The organism is Pseudomonas sp. NPDC087817 (genome assembly GCF_044742875.1).
Lineage (GTDB): Bacteria > Pseudomonadota > Gammaproteobacteria > Pseudomonadales > Pseudomonadaceae > Aquipseudomonas.
On sequence record NZ_JBIUVJ010000002.1, the window covers coordinates 40,675 to 65,141 of the forward strand.

Sequence of the window (24,467 nt, forward strand, 5' to 3'; positions counted from 1 at the left end):
CTACCCGGGCACGCTGATCTTCGTCAGCCACGACCGTGAGTTCGTATCGTCCCTGGCCACGCGCATCATCGAGCTGAGCCCGAACGGCGTGACCGACTTCAGCGGCACCTACGACGACTACCTGCGTAGCCAAGGCGTAGTGTTCTAAAACGCTGCTGCAATCTGAAAGCCCTGTCCACGTGACGGGGCTTTTGCATTTTAAAGCGCTGATCGTTCCCACGCTCTGCGTGGGAATGCATCCCGTGACGCTCTGCGTCACACGAGCGGGACGCGGAGCGTCCGTGGCGGCGTTACCACGCAGAGCGTGGGAACGATCGGTCACTTTTCAGGAAAATAGTTAGCCTGCTTTCTTTTGATTCAGACCCAAGCCATGATGCGAGCTCTCCTACCGCCGCCCGCGAACGAGTTCTCATGTCTGCGCAGCAACAGCCACCGCAAAGCTCCATGGCGATCACCCTGCAGATCGTCTCCATCGTTTTTTATACCTTTATAGCCTTCCTCTGCATCGGCCTGCCGATTGCCGTGTTGCCCGGTTACGTGCATGAACAGTTGGGTTTCAGCGCGATCATTGCCGGACTGGTCATCGGCTCGCAGTATCTGGCCACCCTGCTCAGCCGACCGATGGCCGGGCGCATGTCGGACACCATCGGCACCAAACGGGCGATTGTTTATGGCTTGCTGGGGATCGTGCTTAGCGGTGTGCTGACGCTGATTTCCACGCTGTTGCAAAGCTTCCCGCTGACCAGCCTGTTGATACTGATCGCCGGGCGTTTGCTGCTTGGCATCGCTCAGGGCCTGATCGGTGTCGGCACCATCAGTTGGTGCATGGGTCAGGTCGGCGCTGAACACACGGCGCGCTCCATCGGCTGGAATGGCATCGCCTCGTATGGCGCGATTGCGATTGGTGCGCCGCTGGGCGTGGTAATGGTCGCCGACTACGGTTTTGCCAGTCTGGGGATTGCGCTGACAGCATTGGCGACCATGGCGCTGATGCTCATCCGCAATAAACCGTCGGTACCCGTGGTGCGCGGTGAACGCTTGCCGTTTTGGGCGGTGTTCGGCCGGATCGCACCGTTTGGCGCCAGTCTGAGCCTGGCGTCGATCGGTTACGGCACGCTGACCACGTTCATCACCCTGTATTACCTCAATCGCGGCTGGACCGGCGCGGCGTACTGCCTGACGGTGTTCGGCGTGTGCTTCATCCTTTCACGCCTGATGTTCATTTCTGCGATTGCGCGATTCGGCGGGTTCAGCTCGGCAATTGCCTGCATGACCGTCGAAACCGTCGGGCTGACAATGTTGTGGCTGGCGCCTTCCACCGCGTATGCGCTGATCGGTGCGGGTCTGGCCGGATTTGGCCTGTCGCTGGTGTATCCGGCGCTCGGCGTCGAAGCGATCAAGCAAGTGCCCAGCTCCAGCCGTGGCGCGGGGTTGAGCGCTTATGCCGTGTTCTTCGATCTGGCGCTGGCGGTGGCCGGCCCGTTGATGGGCGCAGTGGCGTTGAACCTGGGCTATTCGTGGATTTTCTTTTGCGCGGCGATGCTTTCGGTCACCGGGCTGGGGCTGACCTTGCTGCTCAAGCGCCGCGCGATGGCTTGAATCTTCGGTCTAAAACCTGTGGGAGCGAGCCTGCTCGCGAAGGCGTAGCTTCAGTCGATACACGTGCTGACTGATTCACCGCCTTCGCGAGCAGGCTCGCTCCCACAAGGGTTCTGCGGTGGGATCAGGTTATTGATCGGCGGTCTGCATGCCAGCCCGCGTCGGTTTGCCCAGTGCATGTGCAAAGAACCGCCCCGCTTCGGAGATCAGATTGCGATGGATGTCTTCGCGATCGACGCCATCGGCGTCGGTGCACAATGCCGGCATCGCAAGAATCTGCTCTTCGGTGCACGGCGCCATGAACACGAAGTGCCCTGCCCCGGCCAGTAACTTGAAGTCCGGTGCGGTGGGCAGTTTGCGCGCCAGTGCGGCAGCATTTTTGTCGAACGCGACGAGTTTGTCGCCGTCGCCGCTGTAGAGCAGCACCGGCACATGCACATCGGCCAGGGTGTGACGACCAAATTTCAGGCTCAACGGCGCCATCAGCAACAACGCGTGCACGCGCGGATCGGCCACCGGCTGCAGGTCATCGCGATCAACGATCAGTTCGCCCTGGGTGTTGCAGGCGTCGCGGTCGTCTGGACGTTCCTGGCAATAGCGGCGCAGGCGATCCAGATCCGGTTGCGCGCCGGACAGAATCAGCGCCGTCTCGCCACCCGCCGAATAGCCGATCACGCCAACCTGATCAGCATTGACGAACGGCGCCAGCATGCGATCGCCGAGGGTCGCGGTAATCGCTTCGGAAATCTGGATGGGTCGGCCGTAGAGATTGCTCAGGGTGCCGAGACGGCTGTGGTCTTTGGAGTTGTCGCCGGGGTGAATCACCGCCACCACGACAAAACCTTTGCGCGCCAGCGATGTGGCGAGGTCGTGCAGCGCCAGCGGTGTGCCGGTGTTGCCATGGGACAGCATCAGCATTGGAAAGCGGCCCATGGCGACTTTGGTGTCTTCACCGGCTTCGACCGAATAGCCTTCGAGCAGGCTCATGTGCTCACGGTCGCTGGAGGGGTAGAACGCGATGGCGCGCATCGGTTGCAGGTCGAGCGGATCGAGGAAGGTCATCTCGTGATAACCGACGCTCCAGACAGGGTGTCGCCCCGGCGCAGCCTGCACTGAATTCAGGCTGCCGAGCAGGCAAATCAGTAACGTTGCACAAAGACGCATCATGGGATGCCCCACCCTGTTGTTACTCAATCGAAAGATCCGTTGCGTTGTCAGGCCGGAACGCCGGGGATTCAGCGCTCCGTTACGACACTGCACTCAGACGTTGATCGTTTGACTGCATAACCCGGGCCAGATTATGTAACAGTCAGAAACAAAAAACTCCGTATTCGGCCCTTGCAGAACCAGAATACAGAGTTTTTTGGGTATTACCTGAACCTCAGCTGTTCTTTACGCAAGCCTTACGCGGCGGCGAACAATTGCTCGCTGATCTTCGCTTGAGCTGCGGTCATGGCGTTGTTGCGCACTTCGTCACCATACGCCAGACCTTCGGCACGGACGATTTCGATGTCGGTGATGCCGAGGAAGCCCAATACCAGCTTCAAGTATTCTTCGTGGGCGATGCCGCTGGCCTGACCGGCGTGGATACCGCCGGAGGTGGAAACGATCACCACTTTCTTACCACCGCACAGGCCTTCAGGGCCGGCTTCGGTGTAACGGAAGGTCTGACCGGCAACGGCCACACGGTCGATCCACGCCTTGAGTTGGGTCGGTACAGTGAAGTTGTACATCGGCGCAGCAATCACCACAGCGTCAGCAGCGATGAACTCGGCCAGGGTCGACGCGCTCAGCTCGGCTTCGTGCTGTTGCGCGGCGTTACGCAGCTCAGCGGTGGTGCCGGCGGCGACCAGCGTGGTCGAAGAGAAGTGACTGATGGCGTCAGCCGCCAGATCGCGGTAAGTCACCACGGCGCTTGGCTCAGCAGCTTGCCAGGCTTTGACGACTTGGCTGCTCAACTGACGGGAAGCCGAGTTGTCGCCCAGAATGCTCGAATCGATATGCAGCAGTTTCATGTGGAATCTCCTGGAATGAATCGCCGGTGGCGACGGAATGGAGAGAATCCTACGCAAGAAACCAATGGATGATTAGACGGCGACAATGCGATAGTTTGTCCCACTGATAGAACAGTTGGATTTAAACCATGCAAGACCTCAACGTTTTCCTAGCCGAACCACTTACCCCCCCTTTTTTGATCAAAACCACACCTCCCTCCCTTAACCAATAGTCATCAATCTCTTCTGATGGGGAGTGACCCTGAGCTGATCTCTCTGACACACCATGCCTTCATGCTCTGATCATCCCATGGAGCCGTAGCCTGTTTACCCTGAACCATCTGAGCCCGAAACATCAATCCAGATACTGGATGTCCTACCTCTGCAAACCCCAAAGAACCGCTGCCCCCCTGAAAACCTCGAACCACCGAAACCACCCAGTCAGTCTCAATGATCTGTTTCAGGATTACCCGAAGCCGACCACGCCATTCAGTTCTGCCCCACCCGCTACCGAACCTACAGAGCCATGTGACACACCTTAGGCACGTGATGAGCCCTGATGCCCCTAATTGCCCCATGGCAACCACGAAGGCTGTAGAACTCCCCAAAGCAGCATTACCAAGCAAAGATGGCACGTGCCCAGAGAGGATCTTAACCGGGCTCAGAATGCCCCCATGCGCCGGTAAAGCCCATCCGCAACGAAACGGCATCGCACGAAATCCGTGCTCATGACTGCCAGTGCCCCTTCCCAGTGATCCCTGCCAACGCCCCCGAAAGGTGGGTCATTTGCGCGTGCGCACATAATCCAAAACGACCTGAACCGATTTCTCCTCTTGCTCGACCGCCGAAATAACACCGGCTCGAAACTCTTGCTCATAGTCAGAGAGAACGGTCGAAAGTGCTTTGAGACTGGCATCAGCTAAGACGTCGCTGACAACAGTTTCCATGCGAGCCAGCTCGTTGAACGCCAGGTGGATGTAGCGATCCAGGCTTTCGGTGACTTTGTGCCCAGTCCACTCCTGTAAGACACGCTTAATAACATCAGAGTTCGCAATTGCCCTGCGCATGACATCGGTGTTTTGCAGGTCATAGTGCACGATCAACTCTTTGAATTTCTCCGTTATGAAACGATGCCTAAACATGTGAGGATGCGACCGCTCAGAAATACCAGATGCCTTTTTAAGGTCGGAAACCACATTGGTGACGGTGTTAATTGCCAAAGGACTACCATCCACTGAGCCTACAAACAAGAAACCATGCTCCTCAAAGTTGGAATATTTAGCCGTACCCTTCAAATTTCGAATCAAATCAAATCGAGCACCTTCAATGTAATTCTCAACCCATGTTTTAATTACCACATGCGGGACTGGAACATAGCGAAAGGTGTTATCACCTTTTGCAGATGGAACCCTCACCAGAGGGTGAGATAACTCAGATCGATAAGCCCTCATAATATCTGGAACTTGAATCCTTGCAGCTTCGCTACGCCTGCAGCCAGTGTGCGCAAGCACGTCTATCATCGTTTTAGCTCGTGACGCCAAGAAAGTAGGTAATCTCCTAGCAGCTGCCTTCAATGCGCTGATAGCGCTGGGCGTGATAGGAAATCTGCGCCGGTCACCACTAGATACTGGAAACGAGGGATGATACCAAACAATTTTCCTATATCGAGCGGGCATCTTTTTGCGCATATGAGGCTCTACCTTATACGCTTTTACGACCCCTTTTTTGCCCACAAAGTTCGGATAATTATAAAGCGTGGCCACATAGCATATACAATCAATGCAGACTGACCCGATAGCCCTGGCCGAATCTGCGACCATTGCTGGCTCATGGCGTTTTTCGGGGATCGCCGTGAGGCCTTTGATAAACATGGTGAAGTAGGCGTCAGTAAGCTGCAAAAAACCAAGCCTGTTCCTCTCTAAAAATCTGATTAAAGGACTCAGCTGCATACAGTATTGCCTGAGTGACCCTCCATTATTCAGTAGAGAAGTTTTACTCCGGCGCCACTTTTCAAGGATGTAAGCATTGACCTCAAAGCAATACTCACCGCTAGACCAGTAGACACAAGGTATACCAGAACTATCTCGCTCGCTAACATCATATGTCAGCCCATCATGTAAAGTCGAATTCTTGGGCAGAGGTCGGTGGAGTTGATAGTTCGTCAATTTACAATCTCCTAGTACCTAGCATTTTCATAATTCGCTTTATTTCCAGCAGATAATATTGCTCACGATCCACCAAATCCAAGGTGACCAGTTCAGAGCACAGCGCTAATAGATCTGTCACCACTAATGTAAAACGATGAAGATCAACGTCCTGGGATGCACGCTCTGTAAGCAATTTCTGTTTCTCATCCTGTAGCGAACGTCTTGAGCCTGGTTTTCGCCTATCTTTCTTAAGCTTAGAAAATGCATAATCCAGTTTGGTTCTCAAATTCTCTACGCCCTCAAACCCCTCCCCCAATTCAGCGCAAATCTTCTTGAAAGTATTCAAGCTAGAACCAAAAACGCCATGCTCTGGATCGTCAAATGCTGCCAATTTCAACTGAGAAGTGACCGCCATGCGGAACCCTGGAATACTGACGTACTCAACAGGGGTAGCCAGCGCCGCATCCAAAAGCTTTATAAGATTTATTACGGACTCTCTGGTCGCTCGCGATCGTCTGCTCACTATATATTTATCCTAACGACGAGATGAACATCCTGCTGAACACCATCACTCCTCTCCACCCGAACAAATTCGGGCTGCAGGTCAATTAGTTTCACGCTCAGAAGATAGTTCAGATCCGAATAGACATCTTGCTCAAGCAGTTTAGGTATGGCATCGTCGTCTACCTCACTATCTGCCATCGCCGCCCGGTTCAATACGGCTCGTAGCGACGGAAGCGTTCGAACACTCAAATCGTGAAAGCCATTAATCTCACACAAATATTTTTTGATAATGTTAATGTTTTCGATCGATGAGTTACCCGTCAACACTGCCTCAGTCAAGGTTTGTGCCTGAACGCTTTGCAACATAGAGCCAGGAGTGACCTCCAAAATATAAGAATACAGATGCTGAATATCGCTATGCCCTAAAAATGCACGAAGCGCATCCAGATCTTTAAAACCTGCACAGGAGAAAAAGGCTGTTGCAAAAAAACGTCGGAGTTGATGTTGCCGTACGTAAAACCTGTGAATTTTACCGTCGATAACAACAGTTGGGGCCTGCGAATAATCACTGAACTGGGATATACACCAATTATATGTAGTTGGACTCATCGGTGTTACCGACAAGTCCATAGGACTGACATAACAAAGTAAAGGTGCGCTTGCAGGAACCAGACCAGATGCCACGAATCTTTGGTGCAAACATTTCAGATCCCACAACAGCCTGGCCACCAATGACGGGATTGGAACCGTGAGAAACTCTTTATCACGACGATTCCCTGTCTTCGCCGCCATGAAACCAATATCGTATTCGGTATCAAAATTTGCAGCCAAGTAAGGATTTGAATTGGGTACCAAGCACGTTTCTGCCGACAGCGTTAACAACTCCGTTTGCCGTCGAGCGGTCAACGCGCCGATGATCGATAGATAGGCGCCCATTAACACGGTATATGCGTCAAATAAAGACTTACCTTCACGCAAGAAAGTGTAACACTCGTCATCTTGCCTAGAGAATGGATTGAGCCAATGGCTAAAATTACTTCCTGAAAGTGCCAGCATATTGCTTACAGAAAGGGCATCATTGGAGTTAAGATTAAGGTGCTCAAACTGATAATCCAGGACGTTCTTTACGGCCAGTTCTATAACATTGTCCACCACCCTGTCTTTGACGGAAAGAATGTACTCATAGGCATCATGAATGAGACCAAACACAACCTCTCCTGGCACTGAGCGATATCGTCCCACCGGCTGATACACAGCCCTCTTACTTATGACCTCTAGGTTGATATCCTTGAGCACGTCCGGATTAAACTTCAAGCCCGGAACCAACTCCTGTACCAGTCTGAGACGAAGAATGACTTTGAGGTGTCTGGTGACTGCCCGCTTCGATGGTGGTCTCTTGGACTCATTGCGTACAGGCACTGCTGGATATTCACTTCTCCAGGACTCCCCCTCATTCAACTCAATGAACGTTTTCGGGGTGAGATCACGCCCAGCCAAGGTATTTACATACAACGCCTTTAAAAAGCTAGTGGAGTTATATTTAACCAAGCCAAATTGCCGACTGAAAAGCTTATTCAGCACAATATAAGCACGCGCACGAATAAGCTCATCATCGGTCAAAACCAACACCCTATCTTCTGATGAAGGTAGTTCCATTAGACCTTCAAAACTCCTTAACGCCAACTCAATTTGACTATCAGAAACCTCCTGCGCCACACAACTCAAAAAGCTACTTAGCTTTGTTGGGTAGTCATATAAACATGTAGAAACAGGATTCCCTGTCTTTTTAACCATGTAGTCAAAAAGATCTATTGACCTGATGAGATTAAAACCCGTGCTAGCCAGTTGTAGGCGCTCGCCATTCATCAACAAATGATCGACAAATTGCATCCCATACCGAAACTCTGTCGCTTCAACAGTCCCGGATCGCCTCTTATTTCCATTAAACCTAGGATGAACCTGTACAGCCAGGAGCACCTTAATCCCCTGAAGCAAAGTTTCGTTTTCTGGACTGGTGAGCATTGTTCCATTATAAAGCTCAATGTTGAAATCCACCGTAATCCTAACCGTGTCATTGCCTACCCCAAAGCAGCAAGGCCACAGAGTTGAGTAAAAATTTGCGCCACCGATAATCCAATCAGGAAAATCGAGATCTTTGTCCCCAAAAGACCCAGATTTTTTGAGTTTGCGCAACAAGATTCGCTGATCGTAAAAGCTCAGTTTATTAAATTCAGCCTGGTCGACCTTGGGTTCTCCGGCGGCGTCTATGTTTGCCCCCTGCCCTTTACGTGCCGTTTTTTTTCTGGTGGTCATGGAAGTTCCGCTCCTTCGAGCTTTAAGGCCTCAGTCAACATTTTTACCAAAGGCTCCGACACCTCAATTTTTGACAGGATCGAGAGCACTTCATCTTCGACCAAATCAAGCTCACCGCTTCTACTGATTTCGACAGCATGCCGCGTGTACTCGGCGTTTAGTCTCCAAGCTTTAAGAAACCCCGGTAGTTCCATATCAGACGCCTGGTACTGTTTCGCAAGGAAATCCATGCTCACCATTAGCGTAGATATACCCGCGCCTACCAGAATTACCCCTTTAGTTAGCCCCTGCTTAGAATTCCTCTCATCCGCCGGCAACCAATTTCTCAAATTCATCTGCGGAGGCAGAGGCTTCAGCTTGTGATTCGCAATAAATTCTTCAATTTCTGCTATAGTTTTTATTCCCATAGCAAGAAAAAGAAGTGGTGATTCTTTAAATGCCTCAAATATGATTCCGTTTTGAAAGTTCCTTATCCAACTGCCCAGATAATAACGTCTGATCGCCTTTGGTAGATACCGATTGAGCAATTTTGAGTTGTAGGTTTTATGCCCTAAGGCTTCTGACATTGCATAAACACTGGAGGTTCTGAAATACACAATAACTGCGGAGGTAAAACGCATTGAGTTTATCGTGAGGCGTTTTAGTATAGTGTTACCATGACTACCAAATCGCTGTAAAATCTTTGATGCCAGGATACTTGTACAGTTTTTTTGACCACTCATCCCCGACAGCTTTCCAAGCTTTGTCGGCTTGGTAACTCCGGACGCTGAGCTCAACAATGTATACTGCGCTGCCTGGTCACCTTGAGCCTCCAGCCACTCCCTCGCCTCCGCTGTAAGCTCATAGATTTCTGCAAAAAGCTTGTTTGCTTTTGGCGTCAAACGAACAACTTGTTCAGAGTCACCTGGCCCTCTCCGAGGTTTGATACCTACGGCATGGTTTGATTCTTCACTGTAGCCGAACACCTGCTTATTCTTATCTTTGTATAAATGGTTTAGAATCCAAGACTTAGTAATCGCTGGCACTTCATTGACCAAAAGATAAATAAACGGCAACAGTGTTACGCTACTCAGCAGACCTAATTGCCGGCTGGCATCAGGTTTCGAAACCCCATAAAAGCTTTTGAATTTCTTATCCTTCATTGTAGGATAGGGATGATCGCGCCACCTCTTACATAACACCATGTATTGTTGTTCTTCTGGACTTGCAGCCCAAAATAATTTTTTATCATCGTAGTTATCAGCAGCCGCTTGCCGACGCCGGAACAGATCAAGAGTTTCGCGTCGGGCCTCCTCACAAGCAGAAATCACACCTTCAACATCCTCGTTGATTTTCGCGTATAGCCTCTTGGCCGCGGCCTCATTGCTAAGATGGGCTGGTAGCTTTGTTACGAGGCTTACGAGCTTTTTGCTTTCACCCGGGGTAAATGGATTATTCGCTTCAATGGGGACATACTTCTCAAACGCAAAGTCGTACAGCTTCTCTGGAAGTATTTCATTTGCAATGAATACCTCCTCGACAATGTGCATCATTGCCATCCACTGACGCGAGAAAGCCTCCATATCTTGACGATTCTTTATCCTTCGCTGCTGCTCTATTCCGTGCGCATATACAAAGAATGCGTGCATTTCTGTAGGATCTTGCAACAGCTCCAACTGCTGGCCATCCTTAAAAACTTCAGTTAGCAGACCAAGAAACATTGAAGTCAGCCGATTAATTGCTAACGCACTTGTATGGGCATATTTTGTTATGTAGTCCCGCACCCGCCGAAAGAAACTATCAGAAACCGATTTGCCATATTGCCTGTAGACGGTTGCCAGCTGCACAAAAACTGTTTTTTGGTTTGCGAACGTCAACCACCAACCTGCATAAAACGTCAAGTTCTCTATGCTTTTAGGAAGTGATTCATAATAAACTACAGTTTCATGTGTACGTTTTTTTCCGCATAGCACACGATATTGACTGACGTCCAGACCAATTACATGAGCTACCTTCCTCAGCTTCGACACAAGCAAATGCAAATAGGCAGGGTTAGCATCGGTTTCTTTTGCTAAAAACCCCCAGAAGCCTGCAATAGTTTTTGGATCTTTGAGCGCACCAATATTTTGACCAGTGATGTCCAGGTACATATCCAACAAACCTAAAACCTGCTTAATCGCGCTTTGATCACAGACAGCTGGAAAAAAACGCGCACACTTGGCCATAAGCCGGTCGCTTATAACTACCCGCGAATAGTACAGGTGCGATACAGTTCTGATCATTATCTTCACTCAATCGAGATATAACTATCGATAGCACAAGCCGTTTAAATATTCAATAATAATAACTATATATATTTCCAAACTTTTCGTAGGTACGCCTAGAGCAAATAAACGCACTCCGCACCAATCAACAATGATGCCGACTTAATCACTGATACTGAATTTGCGGTCTACCCCAATTTGGGTATGACAGGGTATTTCTGGCCTGGATCGAAACGCTGCCCTATCGCCTCACGTCAGAGGGGCTCACCTCTGGGCTCCCTGGCGTATCAAGCGTTACCCCAAATTGGGGTAAATGCGGAGTCGCTGAAAAGATAGTCAATAGCCATAACAGTAGGAATCTATAAAGATCAATATTTTCAGGTAGTTACCGTATCCATAGCGATTTCGGCTTGTGATTGTGATTCATGAAATTGCTGCGACAGGCTTTCACGACGATGAAGGAATCGGTCACCTAGAGCCCCCCACCACGGTCTCAGCGGCTGATCGTGCTGCCCTGTTCAACGCAATATACTGGACTTAATGATAACCGCCCCCACGCGGCTGATTTAGGTGCTAAGGTCACCTTTACCACTTTAAACTGCGCTCACAATATGAGTCAGAATTTTTAATATGCGGCGGGCCGATAATGAAACTTCCTATGGACTTCAATGACCTTGCTCAGGATTCTGGCGCCCTTTACTCACTCGCAGCTCATTTGCGCCGGGTCTGGCCAAGTAGTTGCGCTGTCTCGGCTTTCACTGCAAGGAGACTGATTATAAAAGCCTTTGGTTATGAATCTCTTCGACAAATGACGATGAGTGCCGAAAGTTTGAAAACTAGTGGCTTCAATTCACCAGCACTAAATCAGATCCGCACAAGCGTTATCATAACTGTGGGCCGCTATCTGACTTCCAGAGACGACACGAGCTGTACTTTTGCTGATGTAATAAATGCAGTTTCAGCGCTGGATCTTCAGTCGTTAAAATACTTCTCCACCCCCAGCATTGACTTACCTCCACACGTTAACAACCATGCCATCCCGGTAATCCAACGCACCTCGAACGTAACCACGATCCTGACTGCAACTGAGATCGAGTCAATTACCGCCGTCGTTGCAACATTCAATCTTCCGCGAGACTCACTATTGCTACAAGCCTTAAAGTCCGGCTTCCAGCCTGCCGATATCATACGTTTGCGTGTCAGCGACTTACACTCTGTCTGTACTCCCAGTGATTCATACAATCGACTGCCCGTTGAATTGCTTGCCGCCATGGAGCACTACATCAAACTCACCAAAAGAAAACCTGGGCAATTCATATTTTCCGCTTTTCCAGGCGCCAAACGACCGTTGGCATTGAGAACCCTCGCGCGAATTTTCAATAAATGGGGTCGCGAAGCGTTGCCCTATAGACCTTTCATAACAATGAATGCCTTTTGTCTTTCCCTTGCCAAACAACGTTTCTATGCGATTGGGAAGGCTCTAGGCTGATCGCCCAAAGCTGGGCAGGCCATCACGAGAATAATTAACCATGATCTATTCACGCTTTCTTTACACCGAACATGAAGACCCACCCGGCGAGAACGGGGAAGGTGCTTTCACCATTTTCAGCACTCAACAGATCAATGATCGTCACCTCAATTTGATGGATGAAATTTGCATACAAAGGTTCGCCGTACTTTGGGACAAGGTTAAGGACACTCGCATCATCGACCTGATCGAGCGCTCCATCGTTCAAGGTGTCCTTTCCCCGGTCAAGCTGCTTCATGCGTCTAAAGGGACACTGATGGTTGTGTATGACCACCGGATTGTCCAATCAGTCAAAGAAGATCTGGAGGAAGCCTGGCAGGATCTTGCCGGCGAATTCATGTATGACGAATGGACTGCGGAGCTTATTCCTGATTCGAAAGCTGGAAGCCTGGCGTGTGGTGGACGCATCCTGAGGCAGAATGGCCCAACCATTCTACTCAACGATTTGGGTATTACAGAGTTCACCCGGGACATGTTCCTGTTCGCTGAGGAATGGAAAGCCGAAGCAGTGTTCGGGCCCGACGCCAAGCCTAGCAATCTGAACGATCCAACGCTTCGAGACCCAGATTTCTTAGATGATGATATTGGGTTCTGACCCCCTTTCTCTCGTCTACCCTGCTTGCCAATGTTGGCCCACTGCCCGCGGTGGGCATCCGGATGTGGATCACCATACATGCCTCATCACGTGGTACTCCTCCAGCAGTAGCCTTTGGTGGCTAACATCCAGTTGCTGTCCACGTGGATCGAACGTTGACGGTGAACGCGATCGGAGCACCGATTTGTCGCGTGAATCAGCTCTCTGACTCGGTACGTTCGGGGGGCATAGTCCGAACGCCGCATGAGCCGCCCACGTCAGCACTGCCGCCAACCAAAACTGCCCAAGCTGAAGACTGGAGGCTGTGGCAGTGCTGAATGTAGCCAAAGTCACGCTCTCCGAGCAGCTCGCATCGATGGATGCTCCTGGGCACCTACTGATTTTCGAGAAAGCCCCTACGAGACTTCGCAGAGTTTCGTTAGCTCCACGAGTGATCAGTCATACAGCCTGTTGACGTTGATCAAGAATACTTTCCCTCGAAACGCCTGAGGGCAGACAGTAATCGCCTTACCGTGCTTGTCACGGATGTGAGTCTCGCGGCCAAGTGCTATATATCCGGGATGCGAGACACCGTGGTCAATTACAGCTTCGACAGCATACATGTAGGTATTACTATCGTCGTTGATCAGCTCGAATCGGCTATTCAACTCAGGCCAGTAATCTGCGGCGCCAGCGGAGATAAAAGACCCAATGCCTGGTGCCGACGTCAGTTGGATTACGTTGTCCGATTCAAGTCTCCATTGCATCTGGCCGCGATGCTGCGGATGAGCGATAAATGCAACGGGGGCAATTGGAAGATGAGCGCCTAGCACAATGCGGCCATCTTGATCCGTAAGACCATTAAACCAAGCTCCATCGCTGCCAACTAACCCTACCTCCGCTCTCGCCAACGGAGCGCCCTCACAGTCCAGTACCAGGAACGTGTAGTTGCCCATTTTTTCAACGGGTTCTCGCTCTGCGAAAACCATCGTGAATGCCTGTGCGACCGCTGCACCAACGGCTTCCTCAACGTACTGCTCAAGCCGTCGAAGCGCATGGGGTTCTTCGCTCCCTGCATCCAAAAATGTCTCAAGATGCTCCCAAAGCAGGAATTGGGCTGTTGTCGCTTTTGTCCATGCGAGGGTGATACGGCCACTGATCATCAAATTGGGTGGTTGGAGGTCTACGCCAATCCGGATAACCAGGTCGCAGGCAGTGGTACCAGGCAGGCTGCCCCTGATGGTTAACGAATGATCCGTAGAGCTCCACACAGGCTGGACAACTCGGAGGTTTGCCTCTTGCAACGCTAACACCAGATTGTCAGAGAACGACGCAAGTTCCCCTTTGACTCGGGCTGCCGCTTTGGCAAGCTGCTCCCGCCTGACGACCTCCCTGTTCGAGGCCATAACTCGCGCGCGCTGTTCTTGTTCGATTCGCGCTTGAAACTCGCTTACGTCAAATTTGATCGCCAATTCGGGCTTCTCCTGAGGGTTCAACCACGCATGCAATTCAACCCGCATCTGAGCCATGCTCGGACGTTTTTGGGGAGAGAATGCTGTAGCGCTGGCTATCAAACTGTCTAGCTGATCAGTACGCTCAGCGGCGGGCAGATAGGTTCCTATTCGAAACGCCTCATGGTTCAAATCATATGCGCCAGGTAAAGCAAAGCGCTGACCGGTCGCGAGTACCCATAAGGTTTTTGCGAGGGAAAACACGTCCGCCGGCCTACCGTCTGCTTCTATCGCATCGTTGAGCATTTCAGGGGCGTTGAAGTAGATTGGGCCAATGCGCTCGTTTGGTTGCGTTTTCCCCTGCTTACCCTCAAAACTCACCAAGCCAAAATCACCCACTGTCCAACGTTCTTCGTAGAAAAAGAGGTTGTCAGGCTTGATGTCGCGGTGGGAAAACCCGCGCCCATGCATCGTTTCAAGCACCTGTGCGATGTCGTGGATCGCCTGGACGACGTCATGAAGAAAGGGCGACTTCCCAAGCTGTTTTGATAAAGGCTTGGCCAGTCCCATCACAAACCACGGTAATTGCTTGGAATCTGTGCCCGTGTCAGCGTCAAACACAGGGATGACACCTGGGATATCCGCACATTGTCCGAGCGCAACCACTTCATCGCGGAAACGGTCTATCCGTTTTTTCACATGCGCTTTGTCACGTTGTTTGATATTAATTCTGAGTTCTTTGAGGGCACCGTCCCGCCCTTCCTTCTTTGCGAGAAAGACATCACCGTTGCCACCATCGCCGAGTTTTTTGCTGGTGTTGTAAGACCATCCATTCACCACCTTTAGCTTGTTCTTCACCACTTTCGACCTGTTCTCCCCGGCCATATCACTCCCTCGATTTTCTACAACGCTGGCAACAATCAGACCTCAGCCTGGGCCTCACGACGAGCTTTGCGCGATCTCAGACGCGCGACGGAGCCCTGATGATCAACACCAACACTGCCGCCCAGATCGCGATGAGGTTGGCCAGTGATCAGGTGCGATCTTTGCTGAGCTCAGTCCTTGCACCATTGCACCACATCCGCCCTGGGATGTCGGTCACTGGCAGAATGCTGCGTTGAATTAATTCCTGGGAACCTAGTGTCCTATATCGAAAATAAGCTGTTCACTTTTGGCGGCGTCTTGGGAGCCCGGCCCGCTTTGCCACTCCTCGCCATAGCCCTGCTATGACCCGTCGCGACGCCTTGGCCGAACACCCAAGACACTCGCCAAAAGAGAACGTATTCCGAGACAGGGATCGTAATAGCAGCAGCCCTGCACGCGAAAGCAATCTTCCCTACCAATCACCCTGCGCTTGCCAAGCCCCCTCTTCCTCATCAACAACACCCGAAACCTGCATTACTCAGACCGTTTGGTGCTCACACCCCTTAAGCGCGTCAATAATCGCGACGGGGGACGCCACAACCTCGGTGCCAAAGGCTTCGGCTAGCGGCTGCAACACGCCGCACATGTACCGATCGGCCCGGAAGTAGGAGACGTAAGGGATGTATAGGGCATGGATCAGGTCGACAAAGTCACTGGCCTTAGGCTCTCGTCCATTCTCCCCCAGCGACTTTTGTAGCGAGGCGAAGAACGCGTTGATGCATACGTAAAGGCCTGGACAGTAGCGCTCAATAAGCGAGGCGTCTTCACACTTAGGGGCATCGGGCAGCAGAAGCTCAAGCAGGCGGTTCACGATGTCGACCATCCCCTGCTTCTTCAGCTTCGTCCAACGCTCCCCCCTGACCCCTTTCATCGCATCGGCACGTTCAGCCTTCGGCAGTTGGCTCATCAGATAGTTAAGGTCGTCGAGCGTCTGCTGGCTACTGGCGAAAAGCTGCTCGGCGGGTTTCCTGAGCCATTCGACAACCGATCCCAACTGATGGTGGTTGTGGATGAACCACTGGGACATGAACGTAGGGTCTCGCAGGCTTTCCAGGAACGCCTGGTCGGCCTGTTCGCGTGTGGCGGTACCTAGGACATACCGCTTTAGAACCGCCGCATCCCGCGGGCGCATAGGCACCTTCTGAAGCAGCGCTGTGAAGTCCAACGTCTCACCGGTCTTCTTTTCAAAGTCGTTTTTGAAGCCACCTTTCTTCGAAACGCTTTTCTGGAAGATCCGGCGCGCCTTGCGGTTCATCTGCTGCTTGTCCATCTCCGCTTGCATCACGCCGGGGATGTCCAATTCATCGAGAGGACTAATCAACGACCCCATGTCCGGGAACCAGCCACCATTGCTATCCAGGACATCCACAGGCACAGGATCGTGCCCGACCAGGCGCGCCAGTTCGGCCTTCATCAGGCGATCGCAGGAGATCATCGTAGTACGCCCACAAAGCTCAACCATGAGCGCGGTACGCGTCACGCCTGCGCTGGCGTACTGCTCCTCCAAAGGCGACATTTCTGCGATGTGGGCACCGGAATACACGAACGTCACGTCGTCGCGCTTTTTGAGCGCCTTCAGCGCCGCCAACTGCTGGTTCTGCGCGGGCTCCAGCCGTGGGCGGGTCAGGGTCGAATAATCAGAGCTATCGAGATAGATGACGGTTGGCTTGTTGCCTTGCATGTCCTTTTCCTTGTCAGTACGAACGCGGATGAACAGCTGCTGAGAATCTAGTTGGGCAAAGTCGATGATCCGAGAAAACCTTCCGCTTCGCCACCTTGGCAACGAGCCATTTTCGCCCTGCCCCTACAATGAACTTTTGCCCGACAGCCCAGGACGATCAGATCGCCAAATCCCGCTGCACCTGGAACTCGTGCTGCTGCCAGAGCGCAGACCAACTGCAGCTCTCCAAAGGAGCAGTTTTGCATAAATTGTCTCTATGACAGGCGGTGGCTCACCTACAGCCAAGGTTCATAACGAAGACGGGGCACTTGTCCCGGTGCGCACGACTTCTGGCATCATCTGCTCGGTACCCTGCACCCGAACAGGAGGCTGGAGGTGAGCTGAGAGCCCTGGAAACTGGGCACCAGCACACCTCACTATTTTTCCGATGAAATTTGCGAGCAGATCATTCTTGTTCTACGGTCAATAGCATTAATAGAAGTATTGACCGAGGATCAAGCAAGTGCTGAATGCTGTCCTACTCAAACGGGCCATGAATTACCTGCAGCTCAGTGGCGTGGCCCTGGCCGATAAGGTCAGCGCGCTGCGTGAAGATGGGAAGCGCACGGCGCCGGAGACCATTAGCCGGTGGCTTAACGGAACGCGGCCAGTCGATCCATTTCTCATGGGGTGGATAGCTGAGTTGGTGCGCTCCAAGCTGGCGAGCAACGAGCGCTCACGAGTCGTCTTGCCCAATGGCAGGCTAGTTATTGCAGTTGCCAATCTCAAAGGGGGTGTCGGCAAGACAACGCTAGCCAGAAACCTCGCCGCCGTCGCAAAGTCCCTCCATCTCAAAAGCACTTTCCTGTACGCCGAATATCCTGAAGCGCGTCGCCGGGCCGGCTACGTCTTTTACGACCTGAAGCCACTCAATATCAACTGCCCAGAGCTCAGTCCTGAGGAAATCCTTGCCTATGAGCCCGGGGATGGTGAGGTGGTGATCGTTGATGTCTGCAACAGCATCGCCCAAGACTCATTCTTCACCGCCAGTGAGCGGGACGAGCCTTTGAAGGCAAACCCCCAAGGGTTCCTAGCGCGCTTCAATCCCGATATCTATGTGATTCCGGGAGAATTCGCCAGCAGCTTGGACAACTGGGGGACGCAACGATTGATCGAGAGCAACGCCCTCCAGGCCCCCGTACAACTCCTGCATCGACCGAGCTTGATGTGCATGGATTTCGCTGCCACAGCCAGCCAGGATGGCTTTGACGTTACCAGCCAAATGTTTTGCCCCTTCTTCATCCCCCAGTCCGTATCGGCAAGCTCGCCGCTTCCTCGTGACTTCATGAGCGAATGGCAAAACCTTGACCAGAAGCACCACCATTTCAGGCTCTTCGAACATCTGTTATCTCAAGTAGGTGGTGAGGTCTTTGAGAGTTATCAGATGGAGCAAGAGATGAAGGTAGTAGGTCTGGAGAAGTTGCTCGACTGGGCGGAGGCTACCTAGATTCAATGGAGGCCTAACACTGAGGGCTTTCTAGCCGCAGCCGACCTACATCAGCGCGGGCTGACTTATGGGTCACTGCATGCCACCGCCCTTCGGAAAGATGGCAGATAGCCACGACTTTCCCTTATGATCTGGGGCTGCGTAGGGAGACGCTAGCGTTCACCAATTGACCTCCCTACCCTCGAAAATTTTGTGATGGTGCTGGAGATTGTCTGATGGCTTTCGATGCTTCACCCTCCTGGAGCGGTTTCAACTACCAGGGCAAAATCGCTCTCCATTACGCGCTGACGTTGATTAATGCTCAGCCAGTCAATCACGATTTTTCAACAACCGATTTGATGCTCGAAGCCAACGAGGACTTCGAGATCTTGGTCAATGGGAACTCCGTCTCATTCCACCAAGTCAAAGCATACAACTCCAGTACATTTGAAGAATACTCAGATGCTCTATTTGGCCTCACAATAGAGCTAAACAAGAGAGCCGGCGTATCGGGCTATATTCATACCTGGAAAAAAATCAATGACCGCCCTGGGTTTACAGGCCTGTTGGAATCGGTAAAAAACGACTTCAGCAAAGTGCTCAAAGAATATAGGGACAGCGAGCCTAAGACGGGGATAACGATTCTTGAAACCGCTGCTGCAGGTGGAAACAACCTCAAGAAAAAAGCGTCCATTCTAAAAGCATCACTCCCAGGCTTCGATGCCGACGCGTTAGCTGAGACTATCGATAGCATAGTCATACAAGAAAGTGACGCACTGGCTCGCCTGGCGAGCTACGTTTATGAGGATGGTAACGCTTTTTGCGACCTCAGCGACATCAACAAAAAAATAAAAAATCAACTTTCAATCGCGCTAGCAAGACGAGAAATTGAAATAACTGATGAGCAGCTGGAAAAAGCATTCGATTACTTCCTAGGCGTCATCGACAACTATATTATTGAACGCCACAAGACAAAAACAGACGCACTTGCCAGACCGATAAAATTCGAAGAAATAATCAGCATCCTTAACTTTGACCATGAGGACGTGAGCAAACACTACATCGCCTGTCGGTTCAAGGATCGCTTTTCTCGATTGATCGATGACTACCTGAGTGACGAAGACGACTATCCGCACCCAGCCCCAGAACTTTGCAATTTAAAGGCTGCGCAGAAGCTGCTCCTGTCGCTTCCCCCTTTGGAGCTATGGGAGCACTACAGGCACTTTTCGCCGCAGCTTCATTTGGACAGTGGAAACAACACTGACAACGCTTTCAGAGCATCTGATGATGGTATTCGTCACTGCCTATTGAAAATCCTACACGAAATAGATTTTTCACGTTTAGCGCAAGAGGCGGAGCGCTTTAGATTTTCATACAGATGCGCCACGACTCCACCACAAGGTTATCTCCCGACTACCATAATGCCCGTTGGCAGGATCAGCTATACGATCCGGCAACTAAGCACAAATCCATGCCTTGGCGAGCTACTCTACGAGATTCCTAATCTCATATATTGTGGTACTGAGGTGCATCCCTTCTCACCGGATTCCGACAAAAGCACCACCGCGCCAAGGGCGGCAGCGGAGGATACGCGTGCCAAGCGTGACGATATATTGCCGTTAATTACCCTCCTCCCTCTAGAACAAGCTAAAGGTGTGCTTGCAAAATGATAACAATCCTCAACAATATCATGGCAAGCAACCGGTTCACGCCAGTGGATGTCAACCTGCCCAACCAATATTTTGAATTCAGCTTGTATAAGGCCGAGAGCCGCCACAGAGAAGAGTACTTCTTAACCGTCCAGCTTGACAATAACAGTGACCAAGCGCTTCAAAACTTCCTTGACAATACTGCGCAAGAGATATTTGAAGAGATCCAAAGCACAGGTAAAGTTGAACTGTACTTTGAGAAAAACTGCACCATGTTAATTTGCCTAGAATCCCATGGCCTGAATCATGACTTGGTGCTAGCCCTTGAAGAAGACCCTTATAATTTCAAAAAGAATGTTATCAAATACTCCTTACCCGAACTGACGGCACTTAATGTTTACCTGACCAGCAACGCCATTGAGGCGATCACGAACGACATCATTAACGATATCTTAAACGCCAATAACGGAAAGGATTTTCTGGCGTTCAAGTACCAGAGTGGAAATGGACACCATTTATATGATCTTGTCGTACGGGTCATACTGAAGCTTTCCTTCCTGTCTTACCACCCACAAGAGCAAAAATTAGAAAACCTCACAGGACAGATCGACTCAGCCCTACCAGCCGCATTAACCGAAACTTTTGAAAAAATTCTGGCAGTAGACTGGGCAGACGAGATGGTCATCGGGAACGTCGAATCGATCTGGGGAAATAAAGCATGATCACATTGAGCAAGGTGACGCTAAAAAACTTCAAGATCTACGGAGGTGAGCATTTCACGGTCAACTTCGAAAACAATCGCTTGGTTCTGCTGGACGGCCCGAATGGGTATGGAAAAACAACAGTATTCGACGCCATTGAGCTGGCCATTACTGGTACCCTTCGCAGGCTGATTGTGCTCGAAGGTCGGCAAAATCCTGCTGACATTGTTGTAGCCCATAATGGGCAGAGCGACGTTGAGATCACCATCGAATTTTTGGACGAAGACGGCGAAAGACGAACCTTTCTGCGAAAGCTCAAGCGAGACATCGCAAACTCAGCGAGGCGTATCGGCAATTTTTCTGCTCTATGGGAAATCCATGAGATTGTTAAATCTCAAGCGAAACCTGTGGACAACAAGGAGTTCGACCAACTCTTCAATAGCAAGGATTTTGCGCGCGACTTCCTATTATTTCATTACATTGAGCAAGAAGACACGTCTCGATTCCTCAAGTCAAATAACGAGGCACAGCGCGCTGAAAAACTGGCCAATCTATTTGGGGATACTTATGAGTCAGAGCAAAAACTTCAAAAGCTTACAGATGTCAAAAGGAAAATCTTTACAGCGCGCCGAGACATCAATACCAAGATAGAAAACATTCGTAGCCTGCACAACCTGGAGGCCATCAATGATCTATCTACAGGAGAAACGGAGCAACATGTCTATGCCTTGCCTTGGCTGACGGGCGAGAAGTCACCGTTCTGGGATCGCCCCACAATTGCCCAGCTCAACGAAGATCGCATGACCAAAGCGATTGCTGAACTGCAAAAAATATCCGCCCTATTTACTCATAGAGACTTCTTCCTGCGCTCACGCTGGTATCAGCGAGCAGCACAAGAGCGTGAACTCATCGAGCAGTACGTGGGCTATGCAGGCACTTACCAACATTACCATCAAATCGAAATAGACCATGGCATCTATCAATATATCAAGCGGTCACGTGACATACTCAACAGCGGTGACTTTAAAGTCATACAGCAAAACCTAGAAGCAGCTAAACTTTTTCAGATCCTGAACGTCGACTTCCCTGATGCATTCATCAACGAAGTAACCTCACTGATCGGCCTTACAGATAAATTCAGGGGACTGACGTCCATTTACACTGAATTGATGAAGCATCACACGGCTATGCATGAAAGCATGCAGGCACATCCGACAGAGACCACGTGCGGTCTTTGTGGCCATGACTATGCAACTCATGACGCATTGGACAAAGCGATTACCGACCATGGGCATCTTTTGCGCAGCCAGTTGGGCGATCAAGACCGGGAGTTGGTTACAGCGCGGGAAAAATTCGAAAACAATCAACTCAAGCCACTGCTCAAGGCGTGCGACGATTTCCTACAGCTGCGGGAGCCACCGTCGCAAGAAGAATTGTCGAGAATTGCGAAAGCGGCGGCCAACAAAGACCGAGTGGAACGCCTACGTGGTTGGCTGGAAAGCGAAGATATTTCTGACCTAGATCTCATTGCACCGGCATTCCCTGTAACAGGTGGACAAACCTATATTTCAGAGAAAGCTGACTTGCTGTCTGAAAGAATCCGAGGACAAATCGGCGCATCCCCTGACGGTTACACGGAATCATTCAGTACTGATATTTACGAACGTGTTTATTTAGATTACTTCCAACGTGAAAGTGAAAAGCTTCGCAGCTACGACATAGCTCAGCTTGAACGAAAAGAGAGATTCATTAAGTCTCAATATTTCAGCTCTCTCACTGAAGTAGCAGCGCAACTCCTTAAACTCGACGAGCAGAAAGCGCTCCTTGAAGTGGCATTGACCGAAACAGGCGAACTAATAGCTGTCGTCGGAAACCAGATAGGTCAATATCGAAAAAAACTTATCACCGACATCGAGATCCCGTTCTTTATATATTCGGGTAAAATCCTTCAAAGCCATCAAGCGGGTAAAGGCCAAGGGGTATTCATCAAAGACCCCCAAGGCAATGACGTGCTTAAAAACGTGCGTTTGGTGTCAGATTGGACGACAGACCACGACATTATAAACACCATGAGCTCTGGCCAAATCTCAGCGGTGGTTATCGCTCTCACCCTTGCCCTAAACCGTGTCTATGCCCGGCGATTCTCTACTATACTCATTGATGACCCAGTGCAGACCATGGATGACATCAATATGTCGTCGCTTGTAGAGCTTCTACGCAATGATTTCAGCGACAAACAAATTATCATGTCCACCCATGAAGATAAGGTTGCGCGATATTTCACATACAAGTACATCAAGCACAATGTAAGGGTGAAAATCATTAATCTTATGCAGCGCAAAGAATATGAGCCGACCAATAGCTATGTGTACCGTGCGCTCGTGAAACCTCCAACGTCTAACCAGAGCCAGCAACCGAGGCGAGACTGATGGCGGTGATAATATTCGCTTGGACTGAAAAAAATTGAGCCGTTATCAGACCTTAGGACACCTTGATTAGTCAGCGTTTCCACCGAGATTCCAGCGAAGCGATCCCCTAAGACACAATCCCGCCCAGGGGCGGGACGGTCTAGGTCTCCTCTCTTGGCGTTGCCGATGAGCGCCTGTCCAGCCGCAGCCTCCCCTCCCAACTCTTCAGCCCCGGCCCACACAACCAACAAGCCCAGCAGCCCAGCAGCCCAGCAGCCCAGCAGCCCAAAGACGTTACGCCATGATCAAAGTTGGCGCATCAGCTCCCGCACCAGTCGCTCAAACTCGTCCACGGAAGAGGCCTTGGCATTCAAAGGGCGAATGCGAATGAGCTTCGTGTTGGCAGCTCTGAAGATGGCGTCCTTCAGCTGGTCATTGACCTGCGCCTGTGGGTCATCATGAAAGCTGCTATCCAGCTCAATGAAGTACTGAGGCACGTATCCACTGGCCACGTCGAATAGGACGTTGTCGACGATGCCCCGGAAGAAATAGGACTTGGCCTGCTCCGACAGCTGATCTTTGATGGCTGGATAATCCAGGACACAGCTCAAGGCGACGTTCGGATACGGATGGTGGGTAGGGAAAACCCGGCGTACCGCCTCGTAGAAATTCTGTTCCTGCTTGGATTTGAACAAGCTGATGGTCTTGGGCTTTCCGGGCTTTACTTCTGTGGCACGGACAGTCATGTTTTCCCTCAGACTTGCTGCAACCACTTCAGGCTTGGCATGCAGGAAGGACTGAATGATTTCCTTGGCAAGCGGACGGTGCTGGTGCGTCTGCGCATAGTTGAGGAGTGCCGAGTGCTTGGTGTCTTGCATCAGCTTCAGCCGCTCATCAACAAATTGATCGACGAAACCCTGGCTGAATCCATGCTGATTCAGCTCAATGATCAGATTGGTGGACTCAAACTGCCTGGAGCGCTCAGCAGGAGGAAGGGGTTCTGCGAAGGTAAAAAATTCGGTCTCAAAGTACCCGGTCATTAGTGTCAGATAGGGATCCTGTACCTTGGCCTTCTTCTTTTGATAAAGCAGCTTGCCAATCGCCTCCCAATTCTTGTCCGCCAACAACGAAAACCAATGCTCTCTGTCTTCCATGACCGCGCTCCACGGTTACTGCCGTATGTCGCGCTAGCATAGGGCGCAGAAGGAAAACCGTGCAAGGTCAGGTTAGGCGGAGCTTCCCGGCCCCATGCCACGAATCCCATTAACCGCGGATGCCCATCTCCT

16 protein-coding genes are annotated in these 24,467 nt (G+C 51.1%); 7 read left to right on the top strand and 9 right to left on the bottom strand.

The genetic code is table 11. From position 1 onward, the window contains the following. Positions 1-411 precede the first annotated feature (411 nt). A complete protein-coding gene (locus ACIONG_RS02230) occupies positions 412-1,599 on the top strand; it encodes an MFS transporter (protein WP_401296419.1) in 1,188 nt (395 codons plus the stop codon). 129 nt (positions 1,600-1,728) lie between these two features. Here the strand turns inward: ACIONG_RS02230 and ACIONG_RS02235 are convergent, their stop codons facing one another. The 6 genes from ACIONG_RS02235 to ACIONG_RS02260 all read right to left on the bottom strand — a co-directional run bounded on the left by ACIONG_RS02235 (position 1,729) and on the right by ACIONG_RS02260 (position 10,761). Further along, positions 1,729-2,766, bottom strand: coding sequence for a dienelactone hydrolase (locus ACIONG_RS02235; protein WP_103302077.1), 1,038 nt, complete (start codon positions 2,764-2,766; stop codon positions 1,729-1,731). Positions 2,767-3,002: 236 nt separating this feature from the next. Further along, entirely contained in the window at positions 3,003-3,614 is a 612-nt protein-coding gene (locus ACIONG_RS02240; protein WP_129393628.1) for an FMN-dependent NADH-azoreductase, read from the bottom strand. Positions 3,615-4,375: 761 nt separating this feature from the next. Then, positions 4,376-5,542 (bottom strand): tyrosine-type recombinase/integrase, encoded by a 1,167-nt coding sequence (locus ACIONG_RS02245; protein ID WP_401296422.1) that lies wholly within the window; start codon positions 5,540-5,542, stop codon positions 4,376-4,378. Positions 5,543-5,759: 217 nt separating this feature from the next. Continuing rightward, positions 5,760-6,263, bottom strand: coding sequence for a hypothetical protein (locus ACIONG_RS02250; protein WP_401296424.1), 504 nt, complete (start codon positions 6,261-6,263; stop codon positions 5,760-5,762). Continuing rightward, the gene (locus ACIONG_RS02255) at positions 6,263-8,557 is read right to left on the bottom strand and encodes a hypothetical protein (RefSeq protein WP_401296426.1); all 2,295 of its coding nucleotides are present in this window, start codon (positions 8,555-8,557) and stop codon (positions 6,263-6,265) included. Before ACIONG_RS02255 ends, ACIONG_RS02250 begins: the two co-directional genes overlap by 1 nt. After that, positions 8,554-10,761, bottom strand: coding sequence for a hypothetical protein (locus tag ACIONG_RS02260; protein ID WP_401296427.1), 2,208 nt, complete (start codon positions 10,759-10,761; stop codon positions 8,554-8,556). The genes ACIONG_RS02255 and ACIONG_RS02260 overlap by 4 nt, the downstream gene beginning before the upstream one ends. 697 nt (positions 10,762-11,458) lie before the next feature. Here ACIONG_RS02260 and ACIONG_RS02265 point away from each other — a divergent pair. Next, the gene (locus ACIONG_RS02265; protein ID WP_401296429.1) at positions 11,459-12,289 is read left to right on the top strand and encodes a hypothetical protein; all 831 of its coding nucleotides are present in this window, start codon (positions 11,459-11,461) and stop codon (positions 12,287-12,289) included. A 40-nt stretch (positions 12,290-12,329) separates the two neighbouring features. Then, entirely contained in the window at positions 12,330-12,923 is a 594-nt protein-coding gene (locus ACIONG_RS02270) for a hypothetical protein (RefSeq protein ID WP_401296431.1), read from the top strand. Between the two features lie 434 nt (positions 12,924-13,357). On the opposite strand, the gene ACIONG_RS02275 is transcribed toward ACIONG_RS02270, so the two are convergent. Both ACIONG_RS02275 and ACIONG_RS02280 read right to left on the bottom strand, forming a co-directional pair. Further along, positions 13,358-15,238: a serine/threonine protein kinase gene (locus ACIONG_RS02275; RefSeq protein ID WP_401296433.1), complete on the bottom strand. Its 1,881-nt coding sequence runs from the start codon at positions 15,236-15,238 to the stop codon at positions 13,358-13,360. Positions 15,239-15,755: 517 nt separating this feature from the next. Further along, entirely contained in the window at positions 15,756-16,958 is a 1,203-nt protein-coding gene (locus tag ACIONG_RS02280; RefSeq protein WP_401296435.1) for a hypothetical protein, read from the bottom strand. Positions 16,959-17,490: 532 nt separating this feature from the next. Between ACIONG_RS02280 and ACIONG_RS02285 the strand changes: the two genes are divergently transcribed. The 4 genes from ACIONG_RS02285 to ACIONG_RS02300 all read left to right on the top strand — a co-directional run bounded on the left by ACIONG_RS02285 (position 17,491) and on the right by ACIONG_RS02300 (position 23,202). After that, positions 17,491-18,444, top strand: a complete 954-nt coding sequence (locus ACIONG_RS02285; protein WP_232248870.1) for a ParA family protein — start codon at positions 17,491-17,493, stop codon at positions 18,442-18,444. Between the two features lie 215 nt (positions 18,445-18,659). Beyond that, a complete protein-coding gene (locus ACIONG_RS02290; protein ID WP_401296437.1) occupies positions 18,660-20,093 on the top strand; it encodes an ABC-three component system protein in 1,434 nt (477 codons plus the stop codon). Further along, the gene (locus tag ACIONG_RS02295; protein WP_401296439.1) at positions 20,090-20,794 is read left to right on the top strand and encodes an ABC-three component system middle component 1; all 705 of its coding nucleotides are present in this window, start codon (positions 20,090-20,092) and stop codon (positions 20,792-20,794) included. Before ACIONG_RS02290 ends, ACIONG_RS02295 begins: the two co-directional genes overlap by 4 nt. Continuing rightward, positions 20,791-23,202 (top strand): AAA family ATPase, encoded by a 2,412-nt coding sequence (locus ACIONG_RS02300; protein WP_401296441.1) that lies wholly within the window; start codon positions 20,791-20,793, stop codon positions 23,200-23,202. Before ACIONG_RS02295 ends, ACIONG_RS02300 begins: the two co-directional genes overlap by 4 nt. Before the next feature lie 284 nt (positions 23,203-23,486). On the opposite strand, the gene ACIONG_RS02305 is transcribed toward ACIONG_RS02300, so the two are convergent. Then, entirely contained in the window at positions 23,487-24,335 is an 849-nt protein-coding gene (locus ACIONG_RS02305) for a DUF2726 domain-containing protein (RefSeq protein ID WP_401296443.1), read from the bottom strand. Between the last annotated feature and the right edge of the window lie 132 nt (positions 24,336-24,467).

Excerpts from the sequence above, each read along its gene's own strand:
- ACIONG_RS02290 (WP_401296437.1), top strand. The coding sequence starts at position 18,660 with ATGGCTTTCGATGCTTCACCCTCCTGGAGCGGTTTCAACTACCAGGGC.
- ACIONG_RS02230 (WP_401296419.1), top strand. The coding sequence starts at position 412 with ATGTCTGCGCAGCAACAGCCACCGCAAAGCTCCATGGCGATCACCCTG.
- ACIONG_RS02300 (WP_401296441.1), top strand. The coding sequence starts at position 20,791 with ATGATCACATTGAGCAAGGTGACGCTAAAAAACTTCAAGATCTACGGA.
- ACIONG_RS02305 (WP_401296443.1), bottom strand. The coding sequence starts at position 24,335 with ATGGAAGACAGAGAGCATTGGTTTTCGTTGTTGGCGGACAAGAATTGG.
- ACIONG_RS02270 (WP_401296431.1), top strand. The coding sequence starts at position 12,330 with ATGATCTATTCACGCTTTCTTTACACCGAACATGAAGACCCACCCGGC.
- ACIONG_RS02235 (WP_103302077.1), bottom strand. The coding sequence starts at position 2,766 with ATGATGCGTCTTTGTGCAACGTTACTGATTTGCCTGCTCGGCAGCCTG.
- ACIONG_RS02275 (WP_401296433.1), bottom strand. The coding sequence starts at position 15,238 with ATGGCCGGGGAGAACAGGTCGAAAGTGGTGAAGAACAAGCTAAAGGTG.
- ACIONG_RS02295 (WP_401296439.1), top strand. The coding sequence starts at position 20,090 with ATGATAACAATCCTCAACAATATCATGGCAAGCAACCGGTTCACGCCA.
- ACIONG_RS02265 (WP_401296429.1), top strand. The coding sequence starts at position 11,459 with ATGGACTTCAATGACCTTGCTCAGGATTCTGGCGCCCTTTACTCACTC.
- ACIONG_RS02260 (WP_401296427.1), bottom strand. The coding sequence starts at position 10,761 with ATGGCCAAGTGTGCGCGTTTTTTTCCAGCTGTCTGTGATCAAAGCGCG.
- ACIONG_RS02280 (WP_401296435.1), bottom strand. The coding sequence starts at position 16,958 with ATGCAAGGCAACAAGCCAACCGTCATCTATCTCGATAGCTCTGATTAT.
- ACIONG_RS02255 (WP_401296426.1), bottom strand. The coding sequence starts at position 8,557 with ATGACCACCAGAAAAAAAACGGCACGTAAAGGGCAGGGGGCAAACATA.
- ACIONG_RS02240 (WP_129393628.1), bottom strand. The coding sequence starts at position 3,614 with ATGAAACTGCTGCATATCGATTCGAGCATTCTGGGCGACAACTCGGCT.
- ACIONG_RS02245 (WP_401296422.1), bottom strand. The coding sequence starts at position 5,542 with ATGCAGCTGAGTCCTTTAATCAGATTTTTAGAGAGGAACAGGCTTGGT.
- ACIONG_RS02285 (WP_232248870.1), top strand. The coding sequence starts at position 17,491 with ATGAATTACCTGCAGCTCAGTGGCGTGGCCCTGGCCGATAAGGTCAGC.